This is a genomic window from Deinococcus sedimenti (genome assembly GCF_014648135.1).
Lineage (GTDB): Bacteria > Deinococcota > Deinococci > Deinococcales > Deinococcaceae > Deinococcus > Deinococcus sedimenti.
The window spans coordinates 518792-537604 of sequence record NZ_BMQN01000001.1 but is presented as its reverse complement, the minus strand read 5'-3'; the positions used below and the strand labels follow the sequence as shown (position 1 = coordinate 537604).

Below are 18813 nucleotides of genomic sequence, written 5' to 3'. Positions count from 1 at the left end.
CGCCGGTCAGCTGAACTGCACCTTCTGCGGTTCCGGGAGGCGCGCGGCGATGATCGCGCTGGGGATCAGGAGGCTCAGCGCGGCGAGGGCGGCGGTGGTGGGGCTGGTGGCGTCGGCCAGCGCACCGACGAGGAACACGAGGAGGCCCGCGAAACCCCACGAGAAGCCCATCATGATGGAACTGGCGACGGCGACGTGTCCGGGGGCGTATTCCTGCGCGGTGACGACGCCGACGGGGATGCTGGCGTTCACGGCGGCGCCGACGATGAATGTCAGGGGGTAGAACCACCAGTTGGCGGGGCTGGAGAGGATCAGCAGTGCGAAGAAGGGGATGGTGGTGAGGATCGCACCGCGCAGGACGGTCACGCGGCCCACGCGGTCGCTGAGGCGGCCGCCGACGATGCCGCCGATGGCACTGGCGACGGAGTACACGGCGAGGGTGAGGGCGACCTCACGCGTGCCGTAACCGCGGGCGATGAGCATGAACGGCAGCATGGCGTTGTAGCCCATGCTGGCCAGCGAGCGCAGGACCGCCATGGCCCACAGCCACACGAGGGGCCCCCGGAAGATGCCCGCGTAGTCGCGCAGGGGGATACGTTTGGCTTTCTGCACGCCGCTGGGCGTGACGGCGAACGTGATGGCGGCGATGACGACGCCGATCAGCGCGAACCACGGCAGGTGCGTGAGGCCCACGCCCGCGAACACGGGGCCGAGGGCCATGCCCGCCGTGCCGCCCGCGCTGAACAGGCTGGCCCACAGGCCCCGTTTGTCGGGGGGGCTGTGCTGCGCGACGTACGCGGCCCCTGCGGGGTGGAAGAAGCCGCTGCCGAAGCCCGCCACGGCCACAAGCAGCACGAGCGCCCCGAACCACGGCACGAAACCCATGAGGGTCAGGCCGATGCCAGTCATCAGCGGGCCGAGCGCGGCGGCGTATCGGCGGTCGAGGCGCTCGCCGAGGATGCCCAGCACAGGCTGCAGGACGCTGCTCGTCAGGGAATACACGCTGCCCAGGAAGGTCACGGCAGCGATGCTGACCCCGTACTTGGCCTGTAGCGCGGGCGTGAGGGGCGTGAGCATGGCGCTGTACGCGTCGTTGATGAAGTGCCCGGCGGTCACGGCCACCGCAATCGCGGCGGCGTGGCGGGTGGTGCTCAGGGTGGCCTGCATACCCTGCCACCCTACGCCGTGATCCCCGGTGGGCGGTCTGCTCCGTCCCAGGGTGCGGGCCGGTCTGCCCCCGGAGCCTGAACGAATCGTGAACGGCCCGGTCCTGCGATGTGCCAGGGTTGTCAGACTGCCGCCGGTACGCTGGACCCACAGGGGCCCGTCGCTGGCGTGGTGTCTGGCCGGAGGAGTACCGCATGCCCGATCAGTTCCGCACCGCCATTGCCGACATTCTCCCCAGTGCCGAGGCTGTTCGGGCCCGCCTGTCGGTTCTGTCGAACCGTGACCGTCTGAGTGTCGCGGAGTTCTTCAGCAGCGTCCTGTCGGAGGTGGACATGCTGGTCGCCACGCCCGGCGCGGAGGCGCTGAGCCACGACCTGGGTGAGTTGCGCGGCATTCCGTCGGTGACGCTGATGCGCATGGCGGGCCACTGGACGCTGGTCGGACGGGCGCTTCACGAGCCAGGTGCGATTCAGCCCGCACGGCCACAGATTCACGCGGCGATCATCAGTCTGGAACTCACGTCCGGCGAGGCGGAACTGGCGGCCAGCATTCTGGGGGCGCAGCAGGGGTGGGTGATGGCGGCGGTCGCTGCGGCGGTCGAACGGACCGATGCGCCCGGACACGTGCGTCTCTCGCTGCAGGGGACGCGGGTGTTCAGTCCGGTGGTGCTGGCCGGCACGCCGCGCGGCCTGGTGTTCGAGCGGCGCCTGCCGAAGTCCGCCTGATCGCGAGGCTCCGTTGCGCCGAAGGGCACACGGCACGCCCCTCGACCGCACGGCTTGGCCCCTGGAGCACTCCGCTGTGCCCTTCACGTCAGCGGCCTGGAGGGAATCTCTCAGGGCCGCTGATGCCTGCGGCGAGGATTGACGGTCAGGTGGTGCGGGTACCACGCTGGTACGGGGCGGCGACCTCCAGCGTGCCGCCCAGGTCGCGCGCAGCGGCCTGCACCCAGTGCGGGTCACCCAGCACCGGGCGGGCCAGGGCGATCAGGTCGGCGTCGCCGTTCTGCAGGAGTCCCTCGGCGCGCTCCGGCGTGTCGATCATGCCGACCGTCATGACGGTCAGGTCCGGCACGGCCGCTCTGACCTGCGCGGCAAACGGCGCCTGATAGGCGGGTGCGAGCGTGATCTGCTGCGCCGCGGTCAGGCCGCCACTGCTGAGGTCCAGGACGTCCACACCCTCACGGGCGAGCAGGCCAGCCAGGACGACCGTCTGCGATTCGTCCCAGCCGCCGGGCGCCCAGTCGGTGGCACTCAGGCGCACGAACAGGGGCTTGTGGCGGGGCCAGACCTCGCGCACGGCCCGGGTGACCTCCAGCACGAAGCGGGTGCGGTTCTCGAAGGTGCCGCCGTACCCGTCGGTGCGGGTGTTCGCCAGAGGTGACAGGAACTGGTGCAGCAGGTACCCGTGCGCAGCGTGGATCTCGACCACGTCGAAGCCCGCGATCTCGGCGCGGCGCGCGGCCTGGCGGAAATCCTCGGTCACCCTCTCGATGTCCTCTTCCGTCATGGCGTGCGGCTGGGGGAAGGCGTCGCTGTAGGGGGTGGCGTCCGGGCCGATCACGTCCCAGCCGCCCCGCTCGATCGGGACGGCGCCCCGGCCACGCCAGGGAGCGTAGGTGCTGGCCTTGCGGCCCGCGTGCGCCAGCTGCACGCCGATCAATCCGCCCTGCGCGTGCACGAAGTCCGTCACGCGGCCCAGCGGAGTGATCTGCCGGTCCTCCCACAGGCCCAGGTCCTCGGGGCTGATGCGGCCCTCCGGGCTGACGGCGGTCGCCTCGGCGATGATCAGGCCCGTCCCGGCCAGCGCGTACTGGCCCAGGTGCACGAGGTGGAAGTCGTTCGCCAGGCCACCCTGAGCGGAGTACATGCACATGGGGGACACCACCACGCGGTTGGGCAGGGTCACGCTGCGGAGTTTCAGCGGCTGGAACAGGAGGGGGCCGTCAGGCATACGACGAATCTAGGCCTGACGGCCCGGGTCCTGCCAGTCCCGCGCTGTTCACCCGACCCTGAGACAGTTGCGTTCAGTGCCGCGCCTGCCAGCGCGCGTGCGCCTGCGCCGCCAGTGTCCCGGCGAGCGTCCAGAAGGCGGTTTCGAGGTCGTGCAGCCCGTCGGCAGTCACCCCGCTACGGGTGGGCTGCCGGTAGGGGGTCGCCTCCAGCCGCACCAGCAGCGTCCGGTGCGCCCCGAGGGTGAGGCTGCGCTCTGCGGCGAGCAGCACCTCCGCCTCGGACGCGCTGCGGGCCGCCGTTACGAGGGCCGAGTACGACCCGGAGAGCTCCTGTAACGCCCGGACGTCCGGCGCGTACACCCACGGGCCGTATTCGCCCAGCAGGGCCAGGAAGCCCGTCCACTCGGCGGGCAGCACCGACGCGACGACCTCCCGCGCGGGGGTGTCGGGGACCAGCCAGGGGCGCACGCCCAGCAGGTCCCCCCTGAACCAGCGTTCCCCCGCGAACTCCGCCCCGGCCCGCGCGGCCTCGCTGGGACCACCGATATCCCGCAGTTCCGCCAGGTGCACCAGCCGCGCCCGCGCGCCCTCCGGCAGGGGCTGCGAGCGGGGACTCAGCAGGCCCAGCGCCGCCCAGCGGGCCGACAGGTCCGCCATCAGCTGCTCGCGCTCGTGTAGCTCGCCACCGCGTACCGCCAGAACCAGCGGGTGGCCAGGAACAGCGCCGCCGCGATCAGCGGGGACGCCAGCGCCAGCCCCCCACCCAGCGCGCCCGTCAGCGCCTGCGCGGGCACCGTCGTGATGAACGCCACGGGCAGCACGAACGTCAGCACGAACCGCACCGGCACCGGGAACGCCGCCACCGGGAATCGCGCCGCGCCGAACACCCCGCTGAACAGTTCCGTGACGTTCTGCGTCTTCACGAACCAGAACGCCGTCGTGCTCAGGCCCAGGTAGATGCAGTACACGATCACCACCGCCGACCCGTACAACACCAGCGCCGCCAGCACCCCGCCCGGCGTGACCACCAGCCCGGACGCCGCGTACCCGATCAGGCCCAGCCCGATCAGCAGGTCCGGGAAGCGCAGCACGTTCAGGTTCCGGGTACTCACGTTGAACTGCGCGTCAATCGGCTTCAGCAGGGTGAAATCCATGTTCCCGGTCCGCACGGCCTCGGCGATCTTCGACATGTTCGGCTGGATGAACACGCTGATCACCCCCTCGGTCAGCATGAAGAAGCCCGTCACCAGCAGCGCCTCCCGGAACGACCAGCCCCCCACCTCCGTCACGCCCGGCTGCCCGAACAGGATGCTGATCCCCAGCAGCGCCACCCCCACCTCACCCAGACTCGCCAGCACCGCACCCAGGAAATTCGCACGGTACTCCAGCTGCGCCGACAGGGTCGCCCCCACGAAGATGCGCACCAGGCGCAGGTACCGCCTCACGGAGCCCTCTGGGTAGGGTGATGGTTGATGGTAGATAGTTGATGGATAAACCGCAGAGGTACTCTTTCAACCATCAACGTTCGACCTTCAACGTCCCCCCTCATGCGCCGACCGCGCCGTATTTGCGGAGGCCGACGCGCCAGACGATCAGGCGGACCACCCAGAACACTGCGAGCCACACGAGGAGCACCAGCGCGCCGCGCCCGGCCTGGGCCAGCGTCGCCTTTCCGGCCAGGAGTTGTGCGGGGAGGCCCAGCATGTACGGGAACGGCGTCCAGACGGCCACGCGCTGCACCCATTCGGGGTAGAAGGCCAGGGGCGCGAACATGCCGCCCAGCGCGGCGTACACCAGCCACACGACCTCCTGGAAGGACGCGCTGCTCTCGGTCCAGAAGGCCAGCAGGCCGATGGCGTACTCGTACAGGAACCGCACGCTGAAGCCCAGAGCCGCCAGTCCCAGGGCCGCCGGGTACGCCCACCACTCGCGGGTGAACGAAGCGCCGGACAGCCACGTGAACACGCCCACCAGGGCCAGCAGCGGCACGATCCGCACCAGCCGCTCCGCAACGTGCGACGCGACGTGCAGCCACATGGGGTCCACCGGGCGCAGCAGCTGCGGCGAGAGGGTCCCCTGCCGGATCTGGAAGTCCAGTTCGTGCGACACCCACACGACCAGCAGCTGCGAGACCAGCCATGTGGACAGGAAGTACGTGGCGAACTCCGGCGCGCTGTACCCGCGGATCTGCCCGCCGGGCGCGGCGGCGGCCTGCGCCATCCACACGAGCATCATGACCAGGGACAGCGTGCCCGACAGCATCCAGATGACGACCTCGGCGCGGTACTCGGCCATCTCCGCGAAGCGCGTGGCGAACAGCACCCGCGCCTTGAACGCCAGCGCCCTCACGCGGGCTCCGGGGTGCGTTCCGGCTGACCGGCCCGCGCGCCGAACAGGGACGCCATCACGCTCTCGATGCTCGGGTCCTCCACCGTCAGGTCCGCCACGTCCAGTTCCGCCAGCAGCGCCGCCGCCCGCTCGCTGACCAGCGCGCGCGGCACCGTCAATTCGGCGCTCAGGCCGTCCACGCGCACCTCCGACCCGAAGCGGCCCAGCTCCTCGGCGGTCGCGGGGCGGCGCAGTTGCAGGCGCACGGTCTTCCCGCCGCCGCCCTGCTCGGCCAGCCGCGCCAGATCCCCGTCGAACACCACCTCGCCCCGGTCGATCACCAGGATGCGGCGGGCCAGGGCCGTCACATCCGCCATGTAATGACTCGTGAGCATCACCGTCGCCCCGTACCGAGCGTTGTAGTCCTGCACGAACGCCCGCACCGACTCCTGCATGTTCACGTCCAGCCCGATCGTCGGCTCATCCAGGAACAGCACCTTCGGGCGGTGCAGCAGCGCCGCCGCGAGCTCACACTTCATGCGTTCGCCCAGCGACAGCTTCCGCACCTGCTTCTTCAGGATGCCCTCCAGACCCAGCACCTCCGTGAACTCCGCCATCGTCGCCCGGAACTGCGCGTCCGGGATCTCGTAGATCGCCTGATTCACCAGGAACGAATCCAGCGCCGGCAGGTCCCAGATCAGCTGCTGCTTCTGCCCCATCACCAGCGTGATCTGCCGCAGGAACGCGTTCTCCCGCCGCCCCGGCTCGAAGCCCGCCACGCGCACCTCCCCGCCAGACGGGTGCAGCAGGCCCGACAGCATCTTCAGCGTCGTGGTCTTCCCCGCCCCGTTCGGCCCCAGGAACCCCACCACCTCGCCCGGCGCGAGATCGAACGACACGCCGCGCACCGCCTCCACCACGTGCGACCTACGGCTCACGAACGACCGCAGGCTCCCCAGGAACCCCGGTTCCTTCTCGTGTACCACGTACCCCTTGCGCAGGTCCCGCACCCGCACCGCCGCGTCCCCCGCCCCACCCCGATCACCCGTCATGATCACCCAGGGTACGCCAGCAGCCAAACGCACGCCACCCGCTACGCCAGAACGCGTAACGGGTGGTCAGGGAAGCACCCCCTCCCGGCCTCCCCACTCAAGGGGGAGGAGCGTAAGGAGGCGACGTGGCTTTCAGCGGGGCGTCAGTTCGGTCACGCCGTCCGGGGCGGCCACGAAGGCCCGCTCGGCCATGCCCAGGAACAGTCCGGTGTCCACGACGCCCAGCGTGCCCTTCAACTGGCGTTCCAGCGCCGCGATGTCCGTCCCGGCGGGAATCTGCGCATCGAAGATGTAATTCCCGTTGTCCGTCACGTACGGCTGCGCGCCGGGCTGCCGCAACCGCCCCGACGGGAGGATGGCGCGCAGGCGCTCGATGGTGCTCAGGAACCCGAAGCGGGCGATCTCGATAGGCAGCGCCGACTTCTCGCCGATGTGCTCCACCAGTTTCGTGTGGTCGGCGATCACGATGAACCGCCGCGCCTGCACCTCCGTCAGTTTCTCGCGCAGCAGCGCCCCGCCCAGACCCTTGATCAGGTCGAGGTTCGGCGCGATCTCGTCCGCACCGTCAATCGCGATATCCAGCGGACGCGGATCGAGCGGCTCCACGGGAATGCCCACCTGCCGGGCCAGCACGTCACTCGCCTCGCTGGTCGCCACGCCCACCACGCCCGTCAGCTCACCCGCCGCGAGTTTCCGGCCGATCTCCTCGATGGCGTACTTCGCAGTGCTGCCCGTCCCCAGGCCCACCCGGTCCCCACTTTTCACGAGGGCCACGGCGCGCAGGGCCGCCTCGCGCTTCAACGCCTCCAGATCCATCACTTCACGCCCTTCGCCGCGCGATCCTTCTCGATGGCGGCCGCCACGTGGTCCGCGTGCCCGTCCACCTTCACTGCCAGCCACGACTTCACCAGCCGACCATCCGGGCCGATCAGGAACGTCTGCCGCTTGATGCCCTCCGTGACCTTCCCGTACATGTTCTTCGTGCCATACGACCCGATGGACCGCAGGAACGCCGCGCCCGGATCACTCAGCAGCGGGAACGGCAGGCTGAACTTCTCCGCGAACCGCGCGTGACTGTCCGCGTCATCCGCACTCACACCCAGAATCGCCGCGCCATGCTCGCGCAGCAGCGCGTTATCCCGGAAATCACACGCCTCCTGCGTGCACCCCGGCGTGTCGTCCTTCGGGTACACGTACAGCACCACGTACCGCCCCGCGAAATCAGGCAGCGAATGCGCCTGCCCCGCCGCGTCCATCAACGTGAACGCCGGGAACTCCTCCCCCACCACCGGAACCTGCACCGAATCACTCATGCGCCCAGCCTAGCGCGCCCCAGCAGGAGCGTGTCCAGCCCGCACAGGTGTCACGAGGCTGGCGACACAAATACCCAGGGAAAGAACTGCCGCGCTCCGCAGGTTTGGCGGGCGCGGCAGTTGCGGGGTGCGGGGTCAGGTGTACGGGTCTTCCAGGTAGCGCTTGAGGACGTGTACGGGTGGGTAGGTGCCCGCCTGGAGTTGAGCTTCGACCTGCCGGGCGTGCGTCCAGGTGGCGTCGGCCTGGGCGGGTGTGACGAGGCCCTGGTTGACGGCGTCGTCGAGTTCGTCCCCGTCAATGATGCCGGTCGCGTCGATCACCCAGGGGTCGTGTTCGGCGGGGTGGCCGATCACGTCGAGGTACAGGTCGTCGTGCCAGGGGGGCCCGCTGTCGTGCCAGCCTTCGCCGCCGTGCAGGTCGATGTAGTACTGCACGGGTCGCCCGGCTGCGTCGAGTTGCACGGTCAGGGCGCTGCCGGGCGTGCCCTCCCCGGTGGTGGGGTGGGCGCGGACCCAGCGGTACCCGCTGTCTAGGACTCGGCGCAGGCCGTCCCCTCCGGGGATGGGCACGTCGAGGGGCCGGATGACCTCGTGCGCGACGAAATCCACGATCACGTGTCCGGGGACGTGCAGGACGGTCTGGGTGTGCCGGGTGACGCGCGCCCAGCCGCTCAGGTCGAAGACTTTCCGTTTCATGCCCCTCCCCCGTCCTACCCGAGGCTCCGGACGGCGCGCAGCATGAGGTCGCCTTCGGTGGCCTGCACGCGGGCCTTGAGGCTGGCGAGGTCGTCGCCGGGCAGGACGGGCACGCGGGCCTGCGCGAGGATGGGGCCTTCGTCGATGCCGGCAGTGACGAGGTGAACGGTGGCTCCGCTCTCGGTGTCGCCGCTGGCGAGGACGCTCTCGTGGACGCGGTCGCCGTACATGCCGCGTCCGCCGTGGCGGGGCAGGAGGCTGGGGTGGATGTTCACGAGGCGGCCCGCGAAGTGGTTCAGGACGCGCGGGCCGATCTCACGCATGTAGCCGCTGAGGACGAGTGTGTCCGCGCCCGCGCTGACGAAGACGTCGAGGATGGCGGCGTCCAGGGCGTCCGGGTCGGGGTACTTGGCGCTGCTGAGGTGCGCGGTCGTGAGGCCTGCGTCGCGTGCCCAGGCGAGGGCCGGGGAGCGGCTGTTGTTGCTGACCAGCGCGACGGGCGTGGCGTTCAGGTGGCCTGCGCGGCACGCCTCGACGAGGTGCCGCGCGGCGCTGCCGCCGTGCGAGGCGAGGAAGCCGAGCTTCATTCGGCGGTATTCGCGCCGAGTTCCTGCAGCAGGTACGCGCTGGTGAGGATGCCGTTGTGGTAGTCGCTGACGGCGAAGCTCTCGTTGGGGCTGTGGGGGGCGTCCTCGTTCAGGCCGAGATCCACGAACAGGACCGGGGCGTGCAGCAGGTCGTTGAACGCGGCGACGATCGGGATGCTCCCGCCGGTGCGGGCGAACACGGCTTCACGGCCGAAGACGCGTTTCAGGGCGCGGTTCGCGGCGAGGTTGTAGGGGCTGTTCAGGTCGAACTTGAAGGGTCGGCCGCCGTGGTGGGGGTGAACGACGGCGGTGGTTCCTGCGGGCGCGAGGGTGGGCACGTACTCGCTGATCAGCCCCGTGATGCGTTCGGGGTCCTGTCCGGGGACGAGGCGCATGCTGACCTTCGCGCCGGCCTTGGCGGCGATGACGGTCTTGCTGCCTTCGCCCTGGTAGCCGCCCCAGATGCCGTTCACGTCGAGGGTGGGGCGGCCCCACAGGCGTTCCAGGGTGGTGTAACCGTGTTCGCCGGGCAGGGCGGGCACGCCGATGCTGGCGGCGAATTCGGCGTCGTCGTGGGGCAGGTCGGCCCACATCTGGCGTTCGGTGTCGGTCAGGTCGTCGATGCCGTCGTAGAAACCGGGGATGGTGACGCGGCCCTGGTCGTCCTTGAGGCGCGTGATGATCTCCGCCAGGGCATTGATGGGGTTGGGAGCGGCGCCGCCGTAGCTGCCGCTGTGCAGGTCGCGGTTGGCGCCCTGGACGTGAATCTCGACGTAGCTGAGGCCGCGCACGCCGTAGGTGATGGTGGGCACGTCGGGCGCGAAGCGGCTCCCGTCGCTGATGACGATCACGTCGGCCCTGAGTTCCTCGGCGTGGTCACGCAGGTACGGTTCGAGGTTGGGGCTGCCGATCTCCTCCTCGCCTTCCAGCAGGAACTTCACGTTGACGGGCAGTTCGCCCTGCGTGAGCAGCAGTTCGACGCCCTTGACGTGCGCGTACGCCTGGCCCTTGTCGTCGGTGCTGCCGCGCGCGTAGATGCGCCCGTCGCGGACGGTGGGTTCGAAGGGCGGCGTGACCCACTCCTCCAGGGGGGCCTCGGGTTGCACGTCGTAGTGGCCGTAGATCAGCACGGTGGGTTTGCCGGGGGCGTTCAGGCGCTCGGCGTACACGACGGGGTGCCCGGCGGTCGGGTCGATGCGGGCCGTGAAGCCCAGGTCCGCCAGTTTGTCGCGCAGGAACTCGGCGGTGGCGGCCATGTCGGCCTTGCGGGTGGGGTCGGCACTGACGGAGGGGATGCGCAGCAGGTCGAACAGCTCCGCGTTGGCGCGGTCACGGTCGAGCAGGGCACTCAGATCAGGCGTGGTCATGGGGGGATGATACGGGCTGCCGGGCTGGGGGCGTCCGGGATGGACGGCTGCGGGTCGGGTGCGGCGCACTGGGTTCTCACGCCTTCTGCCTCGCGCGGCCCAGAACCTCTTCGCGGCACGGTCTCAGAAACACTGCTTCCCGTATACTCAAGGGAAGGTATGCCCAGCGACGCGAAAAACCGGCCCGTGTACGTGATCTCCGTGGCGGCGGAACTGGTGGACATGCATCCCCAGACGCTGCGCCTGTATGAACGCAAGGGCCTGATCCGTCCGGGGCGCAGCAGCGGCAAGACCCGCCTGTACAGCGAACGTGACATCGAGCACCTGCGGGAGATCCGCCGCCTGACGCAGGAACTGGGCGTGAACCTCGCGGGCGTCGAGGAGGTCATGCGCCTGCAGCACGAGCTGGACGACATGCAGGGCGAGTTCGAGGCGGAGATCGAACGCATCGAGTCCGAGTTGCGGGAGCAGGCACAGCGGCCGGACGCGCTGCCGGGCGTGGACGGCCGCATCGATCCGCGTGACCGGCCGGTGTACGTGATCAGCATCGCGGCGGAACTGGTGGACATGCACCCGCAGACGCTGCGCCTGTACGAACGCAAGCAGCTGATCCGCCCGGGGCGCAGCAGCGGCAAGACCCGCCTGTACAGCGAACGCGACATCGAGCACCTGCGCGAGATCCGCCGCCTGACGCAGGAACTCGGCGTGAACCTCGCCGGGGTCGAGGAGATCATGCGCCTGCGCCACCAACTGGATTCCACGCGCGCCGGGCTGGAAAGCAACGTGCGGCGCATCCAGGAGGACATCACGGAGCGCATGACGAAGTGGCGCACCCTCCCGCAGGGCGACGTGGACGGACTGCACGGGGACGGGGAGGATTCGGATCAGGACTGACCGGCGATTCCGGCATCCTCCCATGCACGCCCGCGCCCGGCGCCGTATTCTGCTGGGCGTGCGCGTCGGTTCCGGTTCTGATCTGGTGTTCCCATGAGGCCCCTGTGGGTGGTGGGGGACATTCACGGTGCGTATGACAAGCTGCGCGCCCTGCTGCTGCGCGCGGGCCTGATCGACTTCGACGGCGCCTGGACGGCCGGGGACACGCACTTGGTGTTCCTGGGGGATTACCTGGACCGCGGGCCGAACGGGCTGGAAGTCATCCGATTGATCCGCAGCCTGGAGGTGCAGGCGCAGGAGGTCGGCGGGCAGGTCACGGCCCTGCTCGGCAATCACGAGGTGATGTTCCTGGCGGCGCTGGTGTTCCGGAATCAGGACCCGCATGACCGCATGGGCTTCCGGGAGTACTGGCTGGACAACGGCGGGCAGACGCGGGACGCGGACCTGCTGGAACCCAGCGACCTGGGCTGGCTGTCGTCACGTCCGGCGATGGCGGCGTCGCACGGGTGGTTGATGGTGCACGCGGACAGTCTGATGTACCTGCGGATGGGCACCACGCTGGACGAGGTGAACTCGGAGGTGTCGCGCATCCTGGCGAATCCGGACGCGGACGAGTGGGGGCTGTTCCTGAACTGGTTCACGGAGCGCATGGCGTTCTCGCTGGGCGAGGGTGAGGTGAAGGCCCGGCGGACCCTGTCGATGTTCGGCGGGGAGCGGATCGTGCATGGGCACACGCCGGTGTACGTGCTGCTGGACGAGGCGCTGCACGGCCCGACGCTGGGGGCCGGCGCGCCGATTCCGTACGCGAACCGCCTGTGCGTGGCGATGGACAGCGGCATGGCGTACCGCGAGGACGCCGGGTTCATCGCGCGGCTGAATCCGCAGGGCATCGCGGAGGTCGTGTCGTTCCCGAACGGCGGCCCGGTGTACTGACCGCAGAATTCGGGAGTATTGAAGGTGCCCTTCGATACTCCTGAACGAGCGGACTCGAAGAGCAGCGCCGCAGAGCGAGCACCTGACAACACCAGCGGTTGGAAGTGGCACCCAGGGCCGTGGTGTTGGCCCTGGGGTGGAACTGGAAGCCGCGGTGAGCGCTGAGTTTTCGTCTCCGCCCGGCCGCCGTGTCGGGCGGTCCTGTGTGGGGGTCTGGGGGGCCGGGCGGTCGGGGTCCGGTAGGCTGGCGGCACGCCGGTTGAAGGTCCCGTGATGGGACCGGCTGGGCAGGTGCCCGCCCCGGTGAAAGGATGGACTGTGGACCGAACCCATGAATCTGCCGGGCCGCCCGCGTTGCGGCTGAGCGGCATCACGAAACGTTTTCCCGGTGTGGTCGCGAACGACGCGGTGGACCTGACTGTTCACGCGGGTGAAGTGCTGGCCCTGCTGGGCGAGAACGGCGCGGGCAAGAGCACCCTGATCTCGATCCTGTACGGCCTGTACCAGCCGGACGAGGGCGCGGTGGAACTGGCGGGGCAGCCGGTGCGGATCGGCAGTCCGGCGCAGGCGCGGCGGCTCGGGATCGGGCTGGTGCCGCAGCATCCGCTGCTGGTCTCGCGGCACTCGGTCGCGGAGAATCTGGCGCTGGGCCGCGTGGGCGGGCTGTTCCCGGCGCGGCGCGTGGCGGGGCAGGTGCGTGAGCTGTCCGCGCGGTACGGGCTGGAGGTGAACCCGGACGCACGCGTGTCGGACCTGTCGCCGGGCGAGAAGCAGCGCGTGGAGATCGTGCGGGCGCTGCTGGGCGGCGCGCGGGTGCTGATCCTCGACGAGCCAACCAGCGTGCTGACACCGCAGGAGGCCGAGGGCCTGTTCCGTGTGATGCGCGAACTGAAGGCGGACGGGCGCAGCCTGATCTTCATCTCGCACAAGCTGGACGAGGTGCTGGCCGTCGCGGACCGCGTGACGGTCCTGCGCCGCGGCAAGGTCGTCGGGGGCGTGCCGACGCAGGGCGCGACCCGTGAGAGCCTCGCGGAGCTGATGGTGGGCCGCAGCGTGGACTTCACCCGCAAGCGCGCGGGCGGTCCCGGTCCGGACGCCGGCGCGCTGCTGAGCGTGCGGGACCTGAGTGCGCAGGGTGCGCGTGGCCTGCCCGCGCTGCGCGGCGTGAGCTTCGAGCTGCGCCGGGGCGAGGTACTCGGCGTGGCCGGGATCGCCGGGAACGGGCAGAGTGAACTGGTGGAGGTCCTGGCCGGGCTGCACGCGGCGACCGGGTCGGTCACGCTGGACGGTCAGGCGCTGACGGGGGACGCGGCGGCGCGCTTCCGGTCGGGCGTGGCGCACATTCCCGAGGACCGCATTCACAGCGGCACGGTGCCGAGCATGACGGTCGCGGAGAACCTTGCGCTGCGGGACTTCGAGCGGCCCCCGCTGGCGCGGGGACTGGCGCGCGACCTTGCGGCGACGGACGAGCGGGCGCGGCGCGAGGTCGAGGCGTACGCGGTGGCGACGCCGGGCATTCACACGCCCACGCGGCTGCTGTCGGGCGGGAACATCCAGAAGCTGATCCTGGCGCGGGAACTGGCCGGGCAGCCGAAGCTGATCCTGGCGGTGCATCCCACGTACGGGCTGGATATCGGCGCGACCGATCAGGTGCACCGCGTGCTGCTGGACCGCACGGGCGACGGCGCGGGCGTGCTGCTGGTCAGTGAGGATCTGGACGAGCTGCTGAGCCTGTCGGACCGCGTGGCGGTCATGGTGGGCGGCTCGCTGCTGGGGCCGTTGCCGGTGGCCGAGGTGACGCGCGAGTCCCTGGGCCTGCTGATGGGCGGCGCGCACCCGCACAGCATTCCGGGCGCAGATCAGGGACCGACTCAGAATGGGGTGGTCGCGTGAGGTTCATGGCGATGACGGCCCCATCGGCGGCGCGCACGGCGCTCGTCACGGTGGCGTCGGTGGTGGTGGCGCTGCTGATCTGCGCGCTGATCTTCGTGTTCGCCGGGCAGTCCCCGGCGGCGGTGTACGGCACGATGCTGCGCGGCACGCTGGGCGACCCGACCGGTCTGGCCGAGGTGGGGCGGCGCACCATTCCGCTGCTCCTGATCGGGGCGGGGCTGGCGCTGGCGTTCCGCGCGCAGTTCTTCAACATCGGCGCGGAGGGGCAATTGCTGCTGGGCGCGGTGTTCGCGGCGGGCACGGCGCTGTTCCTGCCCGTTCCGGGCGCGCTGCTGATCCCGGCGGTGTTCGTGGCGGGCTTCGTCGGCGGGGGCCTGTGGGCGCTCGTGGCGGCGGCGCTGCGGCGCGTGAACGTGAACGAGATCCTCTCTACCCTGATGCTGAATTACATCGCGGTGGCGCTGGTCACGTACCTGATCACCGGGCCGTGGAAGGGCAAGGACGTGCGCGGGTACATCTACACCGACAACTTCCCGCAGGGCGCGTGGCTGCCCACGTTCAGCGGCACGCAGGTGCACTGGCCGACGCTGCTGCTGGGCGTCGCGCTGGCGCTGGGCCTGCAGTGGCTCCTGACCCGCTCGACGTTCGGGTACGCGCTGCGCGTCGTGGGCGAGAACCCCGGCGCGGCGCACTACGCGGGCCTGAGCAGCACGCGGGTCGCCACGCTGGTCGCCCTGCTCACCGGGGGGCTGGCCGGACTGGCGGGCGCGGGCGAGGTGGCGGGCATCCACCACCGCCTCCTGGAAGCCAGTCAGATCAGCCTCGGGTACGGCTTCACGGCCGTGATCGTCGCGTGGCTGGCGCGCGGGAACCCGGCGCTGTGCCTGATCACCGCGCCGCTGATGGGCGTGATCCTGGCGGGCGGGGACCTGCTGAAGATCGACCTGAACCTCCCGTTCCGCGTGGTGGACATCTTCAGCGGCGTGATCCTGCTGTGCCTGATTGCCTCCGAGGTGTTCGTCCGCCACCGCGTCCAGTGGGGCCGCGCGTGAGCCGCCCTCTCTCCCCCACCGAGGTCCTGCATGGATAGCATTGTCATCGAGGCGCTGGTGCGCGCCCTGGCGGTCGGAACGCCGCTGCTGCTCGCGTGCCTGGGCGCGATCCTGAACGAACGCGCCGGGGTCGTGAACCTGGGCGTGGAGGGCCTGATGGCCGTCGGCGCGCTCGCCGCGTTCGCCGTGGCCTCGAAAAGCCCGGACGCGAACCTGTGGGTGGCGGTCGGGGCGGCCATGCTGGCGGGCGCGGCCCTGTCGCTGCTGCACGCGTTCGCTACTGTTACGCTGCGCGCCAACCAGTTCGTCAGCGGCCTCGCTCTGGCCCTGATCGGGACGGGCGCGGCGGGCCTACTCGGCAAGAAGTTCGAGGGGCTGCCACTCTTCAACAAGGTGCCCGACTGGACGCTGGGCAGCTTCACGATCAGTCCGTTCACGGTCGCCGCGCTGATCCTCGCGGGCCTGCTGGCCTTCTGGCTGAACGCCACGCGGAGCGGCCTGACCCTGCGCTCGGTCGGGGAGAACCCGGCGGCAGCGGACGTGCTGGGCGTGAATGTCGGCCTGACGCGCGTGCTGGCCGTGCTGGGCGGCGGCGCGCTGGCCGGACTGGCGGGCGCGTTCCTGGCCCTGTCGTACCGGTCCTCGTGGGCGGACAACATGACGAACGGCCTGGGCTGGATCGCCGTGGCACTCGTGATCTTCGTCGGCTGGCGGCCCCTGCGTGCCATCGCCGGGGCGCTGTTCTTCGGGTTCCTGTACTACCTGCAGTTCCGCCTGCAGGGGAACAGCAACGTCCCCACCGAGGTGTTCAGCGCCATGCCGTTCATCCTCGTGCTCGTCGTGCTGGCCCTGGCGGGCGTGCGTGGGCAGGCCGGGGACGCCCCCGCCGCGCTGGGCCGCGCGTACGTGCGCGGCGAACGCTGACCCCAGCTTCAGCGTGGAGGCCCGGTCACTCCTCGACCGGGCCTGCGTCTCTGCCGCGTACAGTTGGGGTCATGACCGCAATCGTGCGTCCCGTGCAGCCGTCCGATCAGCGGGCCGTGGGCGACATCGCGTTCGGGACGGGTTTCTTCGGGCAGAGTGCCCGGGTGTACTTTCCCGCTCCGGGGCTGTTCCGGGCGCTGTGGGTGGCCGCGTACTTCCGTGGGGCGGGGTTCGCGGGATTCGTCGCCGAGGTGGACGGGCAGATCGTCGGGTATGTCCTGGGCGCCCCGGACGGGAACCTGTATCAGCAGGGGCTACGCCGGGCCGCGCCGGAGATCTTGGCGGCCCTGCCCACGTGGGGCCTGCTGGGCTGCCTGCCGTACCTGGGCCGCGCGGCGCTGTGGCACGCGCCGCAGGCAGACCCGGTCCGGTTCCCGGCGCACCTGCACCTGAACCTCCTGCCGGACGCGCGGGGCCACCGGCTGGGCGAGCGCCTTCTGCGGGCGCACCTGCGGACCCTGGCGGGCGCGGGGGTTCCCGGCGTGCAGCTGTCCACCACCACCGAGAACGCGGCGGCGCTGGGCCTGTACCGCAAGGTGGGGTTTCAGGTGGCCCACAGGCGTGCCACGCCCCTGTGGACCCCGTGGCTGGGGCGGGCCGCCACGCAGGTCGTGATGACCCTGGACCTGAGCCGCCCGGACCTGCTGGACCTCTGAATGCAGGACGAGGTGTGGCCCTGAAGCGCCGCATTCTCTGGTTGTGCCGCCCTCACAGCGGTTTTCAGGTGAACTGAGGGGTTCCCTGAGCACACCTGAAACGAGCGGACTCTCAGAGCTGCGGAGCAGAGCGAGAAGCCGCAAACAACAGCGGTTGGAAGTGGAGTTGAAGGGCGTGTCCTTGGCCCTTCAACGAAACTGAAGAACGCTGTCAGCGCGTCCGCGCGGACGCGGCCCGCCGGGCGGGGGACCGGCGGAGCAGGCGCACGGCGAACAGCGCGGCGATCACGGCGGCGTAGATCAGCGGCTGGGTGTGGTCCTTCTTCACGCCCCAGTAGTAGTGCAGGGCGCCCAGGCTGACGGCCACGTACGCCAGCTGGTGCAGGCGCGTCCAGCGCTGGAAGCCGAGGCGTTTCACGGCGCGGGGCGTGCTGGTCAGCGCCAGTGGGACGAGCAGCAGCAGCGCGGTGAATCCGGCGGTGATGAACGGACGTTTCAGGACGTCCTCGGTCATCAGGGTCAGGTCGAAGGAGTGGTCCAGCAGGTAGATCAGGAAGTGCAGCACGCCGTACGCAAAGGCGAGCAGGCCCAGTGCCTTGCGGATGCGGGCGGGCCACGTCCAGCCGGTCAGCAGGCGCAGCGGCGTGCAGGCCAGCGACAGCACCAGCAGCGCCAGCGTGAGCAGTCCGGTCTGCAGGGTGGCACGCTGAATGGGGTTCGCGCCCAGCTGCCCGCTCAGGGCGTCGGCGATCAGGACGGCGGCCGGGAGCAGCCCGCCCACCGTGACCGCCGGGACCAGCCAGCCCAGGGGCGAGCGGCGGCGGGGCGCCCCTGAGGTCGTCAGAAGAACCGCCGCAGGTCCATGCCCTTGTACAGCCCCGCGACCTGCTCGGCGTACCCGTTGAACGGGAGGGTCTTGCGGCGGCCCAGTTCACCGATGCGGCGTTCGGTCGCCTGACTCCAGCGGGGGTGTGGCACGGCCGGGTTCACGTTCGCGTAGAAGCCGTACTCCTGCGGGGCCGCCAGCGCCCAGGTGGTCTGCGGCTGCTTCTCGGTCAGGGTGATGCGCACGACGCTCTTGATGCTCTTGAAGCCGTACTTCCACGGGACGGCCAGTCGCAGCGGCGCGCCGTTCTGACCGGGCAGCACCCGGCCGTCCAGGCCGACCGCCATGAACGCCAGGGGGTGCAGCGCCTCGTCCAGGCGCAGGCCCTCCACGTACGGCCATTTCAGGACCGGCTGGCGCTGACCGGGGAACTGCTTGGGGTCCAGCAGGGCCGTGAACTGCACGTACTTCGCCTTGCTGGTGGGTTCCATGCGGCGGATCAGGGCGGCCAGCGGGAAGCCCAGCCAGGGCATGACCATGCTCCAGCCCTCCACGCAGCGCATGCGGTACACGCGGTCCTCCAGCGGGAACCAGCCCTGCAGCGTGTCGATGTCCACGGTCATGGGCTTGCGGACCTCGCCGTCGATGCGGACGGTCCAGGGGCGGGTCTTCAGACTGGCGGCCATGCGGGCGGGGTCGCTCTTGTCCAGCCCGAACTCGTAGAAGTTGTTGTAGGAGGTCGCCTGCGCGTAGGGCGTGACGGCCTCGCTGGTGTCGTACGGCCCGAGCGGACGGGCGGGGCGGGTGAAGGCGGCGACCTGCGCCTCGGCGCTGCCGGGACCGCCGGGGCGGCGCGTGAGGAGTTCCAGGCCGCCGCCCAGCGCGCCCGCGGTGGCGGTGAACAGGGCGGCGCTGCGCAGGAATTCCCGGCGGGGGTTGGGGGTGCCGGGCGTCAGGATGCGGCGCTCGCCGGAGTCCGGGTCGGCGTGGTCGGGCGGGGTGGGGTGATCGCTCATGGGTGAACCTCCTGAACAGGTGTACGCAGCCTGAGCGGTTTCGGTTCAGTGCACTGTCACGCGGCGCACGGTAGCGTCGGTCAGCGCGACAAAAT

At 70.4% G+C, this 18813-nt stretch carries 20 protein-coding genes; 7 read left to right on the top strand and 13 right to left on the bottom strand.

All coding sequences use genetic code 11. The annotated features are described in order from the left end of the window. Positions 1 to 6 precede the first annotated feature (6 nt). Positions 7 to 1167, bottom strand: coding sequence for an MFS transporter (locus tag IEY69_RS02675; protein WP_189071592.1), 1161 nt, complete (start codon positions 1165 to 1167; stop codon positions 7 to 9). A gap of 194 nt (positions 1168 to 1361) precedes the next feature. Here IEY69_RS02675 and IEY69_RS02670 point away from each other — a divergent pair, with 194 nt between their 5' ends. Next, positions 1362 to 1892 (top strand): hypothetical protein, encoded by a 531-nt coding sequence (locus IEY69_RS02670; protein ID WP_189071591.1) that lies wholly within the window; start codon positions 1362 to 1364, stop codon positions 1890 to 1892. A gap of 145 nt (positions 1893 to 2037) precedes the next feature. Here IEY69_RS02670 and IEY69_RS02665 read toward each other — a convergent pair whose 3' ends face one another. From IEY69_RS02665 to IEY69_RS02620, 10 genes are all read right to left on the bottom strand, one after another. After that, on the bottom strand, positions 2038 to 3120 hold the full coding sequence (locus IEY69_RS02665; RefSeq protein WP_189071590.1) for an NADH:flavin oxidoreductase/NADH oxidase: 1083 nt from the start codon (positions 3118 to 3120) through the stop codon (positions 2038 to 2040). A 73-nt stretch (positions 3121 to 3193) separates the two neighbouring features. Beyond that, positions 3194 to 3778, bottom strand: a complete 585-nt coding sequence (locus tag IEY69_RS02660) for a hypothetical protein (protein ID WP_189071589.1) — start codon at positions 3776 to 3778, stop codon at positions 3194 to 3196. Beyond that, on the bottom strand, positions 3778 to 4566 hold the full coding sequence (locus tag IEY69_RS02655) for an ABC transporter permease (protein WP_189071588.1): 789 nt from the start codon (positions 4564 to 4566) through the stop codon (positions 3778 to 3780). Before IEY69_RS02655 ends, IEY69_RS02660 begins: the two co-directional genes overlap by 1 nt. Before the next feature lie 100 nt (positions 4567 to 4666). Further along, positions 4667 to 5416, bottom strand: coding sequence for an ABC transporter permease (locus tag IEY69_RS02650; protein ID WP_189072329.1), 750 nt, complete (start codon positions 5414 to 5416; stop codon positions 4667 to 4669). 50 nt (positions 5417 to 5466) lie between these two features. Further along, positions 5467 to 6501 carry an ABC transporter ATP-binding protein gene (locus tag IEY69_RS02645; RefSeq protein ID WP_189071587.1) on the bottom strand — a complete coding sequence of 345 codons (1035 nt, stop codon included), beginning with the start codon at positions 6499 to 6501 and terminating at the stop codon, positions 5467 to 5469. 132 nt (positions 6502 to 6633) lie between these two features. Continuing rightward, on the bottom strand, positions 6634 to 7317 hold the full coding sequence (gene rpiA, locus IEY69_RS02640; protein ID WP_189072328.1) for a ribose 5-phosphate isomerase A: 684 nt from the start codon (positions 7315 to 7317) through the stop codon (positions 6634 to 6636). Beyond that, positions 7317 to 7814 carry a thioredoxin-dependent peroxiredoxin PrxQ gene (gene prxQ / locus IEY69_RS02635; protein WP_189071586.1) on the bottom strand — a complete coding sequence of 166 codons (498 nt, stop codon included), beginning with the start codon at positions 7812 to 7814 and terminating at the stop codon, positions 7317 to 7319. Before prxQ ends, rpiA begins: the two co-directional genes overlap by 1 nt. Positions 7815 to 7949: 135 nt before the next feature. Continuing rightward, positions 7950 to 8510 carry a DUF402 domain-containing protein gene (locus IEY69_RS02630; protein ID WP_189071585.1) on the bottom strand — a complete coding sequence of 187 codons (561 nt, stop codon included), beginning with the start codon at positions 8508 to 8510 and terminating at the stop codon, positions 7950 to 7952. A gap of 14 nt (positions 8511 to 8524) precedes the next feature. Next, complete coding sequence (gene purN / locus IEY69_RS02625; protein ID WP_189071584.1) at positions 8525 to 9097, bottom strand: phosphoribosylglycinamide formyltransferase; 573 nt, start codon at positions 9095 to 9097, stop codon at positions 8525 to 8527. Then, positions 9094 to 10464, bottom strand: a complete 1371-nt coding sequence (locus tag IEY69_RS02620; protein WP_189071583.1) for a dipeptidase — start codon at positions 10462 to 10464, stop codon at positions 9094 to 9096. Before IEY69_RS02620 ends, purN begins: the two co-directional genes overlap by 4 nt. Positions 10465 to 10623: 159 nt before the next feature. Here IEY69_RS02620 and hspR point away from each other — a divergent pair, with 159 nt between their 5' ends. The 6 genes from hspR to IEY69_RS02590 all read left to right on the top strand — a co-directional run bounded on the left by hspR (position 10624) and on the right by IEY69_RS02590 (position 16876). Then, positions 10624 to 11358: a heat shock protein transcriptional repressor HspR, fused homodimer type gene (gene hspR, locus IEY69_RS02615; protein WP_189071582.1), complete on the top strand. Its 735-nt coding sequence runs from the start codon at positions 10624 to 10626 to the stop codon at positions 11356 to 11358. Positions 11359 to 11451: 93 nt separating this feature from the next. Continuing rightward, positions 11452 to 12291 carry a metallophosphoesterase gene (locus IEY69_RS02610; RefSeq protein ID WP_189071581.1) on the top strand — a complete coding sequence of 280 codons (840 nt, stop codon included), beginning with the start codon at positions 11452 to 11454 and terminating at the stop codon, positions 12289 to 12291. A 318-nt stretch (positions 12292 to 12609) separates the two neighbouring features. After that, a complete protein-coding gene (locus IEY69_RS02605; protein ID WP_229783571.1) occupies positions 12610 to 14184 on the top strand; it encodes an ABC transporter ATP-binding protein in 1575 nt (524 codons plus the stop codon). Between the two features lie 11 nt (positions 14185 to 14195). Further along, on the top strand, positions 14196 to 15236 hold the full coding sequence (locus tag IEY69_RS02600) for an ABC transporter permease (protein WP_229783570.1): 1041 nt from the start codon (positions 14196 to 14198) through the stop codon (positions 15234 to 15236). A 30-nt stretch (positions 15237 to 15266) separates the two neighbouring features. Continuing rightward, positions 15267 to 16160: an ABC transporter permease gene (locus tag IEY69_RS02595; protein ID WP_189071579.1), complete on the top strand. Its 894-nt coding sequence runs from the start codon at positions 15267 to 15269 to the stop codon at positions 16158 to 16160. A 71-nt stretch (positions 16161 to 16231) separates the two neighbouring features. Beyond that, positions 16232 to 16876 (top strand): GNAT family N-acetyltransferase, encoded by a 645-nt coding sequence (locus tag IEY69_RS02590; protein WP_189071578.1) that lies wholly within the window; start codon positions 16232 to 16234, stop codon positions 16874 to 16876. 211 nt (positions 16877 to 17087) lie between these two features. On the opposite strand, the gene msrQ is transcribed toward IEY69_RS02590, so the two are convergent. Continuing rightward, entirely contained in the window at positions 17088 to 17675 is a 588-nt protein-coding gene (gene msrQ / locus IEY69_RS02585) for a protein-methionine-sulfoxide reductase heme-binding subunit MsrQ (RefSeq protein WP_505704913.1), read from the bottom strand. A 41-nt stretch (positions 17676 to 17716) separates the two neighbouring features. Further along, positions 17717 to 18718 carry a protein-methionine-sulfoxide reductase catalytic subunit MsrP gene (gene msrP, locus IEY69_RS02580; RefSeq protein WP_189071576.1) on the bottom strand — a complete coding sequence of 334 codons (1002 nt, stop codon included), beginning with the start codon at positions 18716 to 18718 and terminating at the stop codon, positions 17717 to 17719. Between the last annotated feature and the right edge of the window lie 95 nt (positions 18719 to 18813).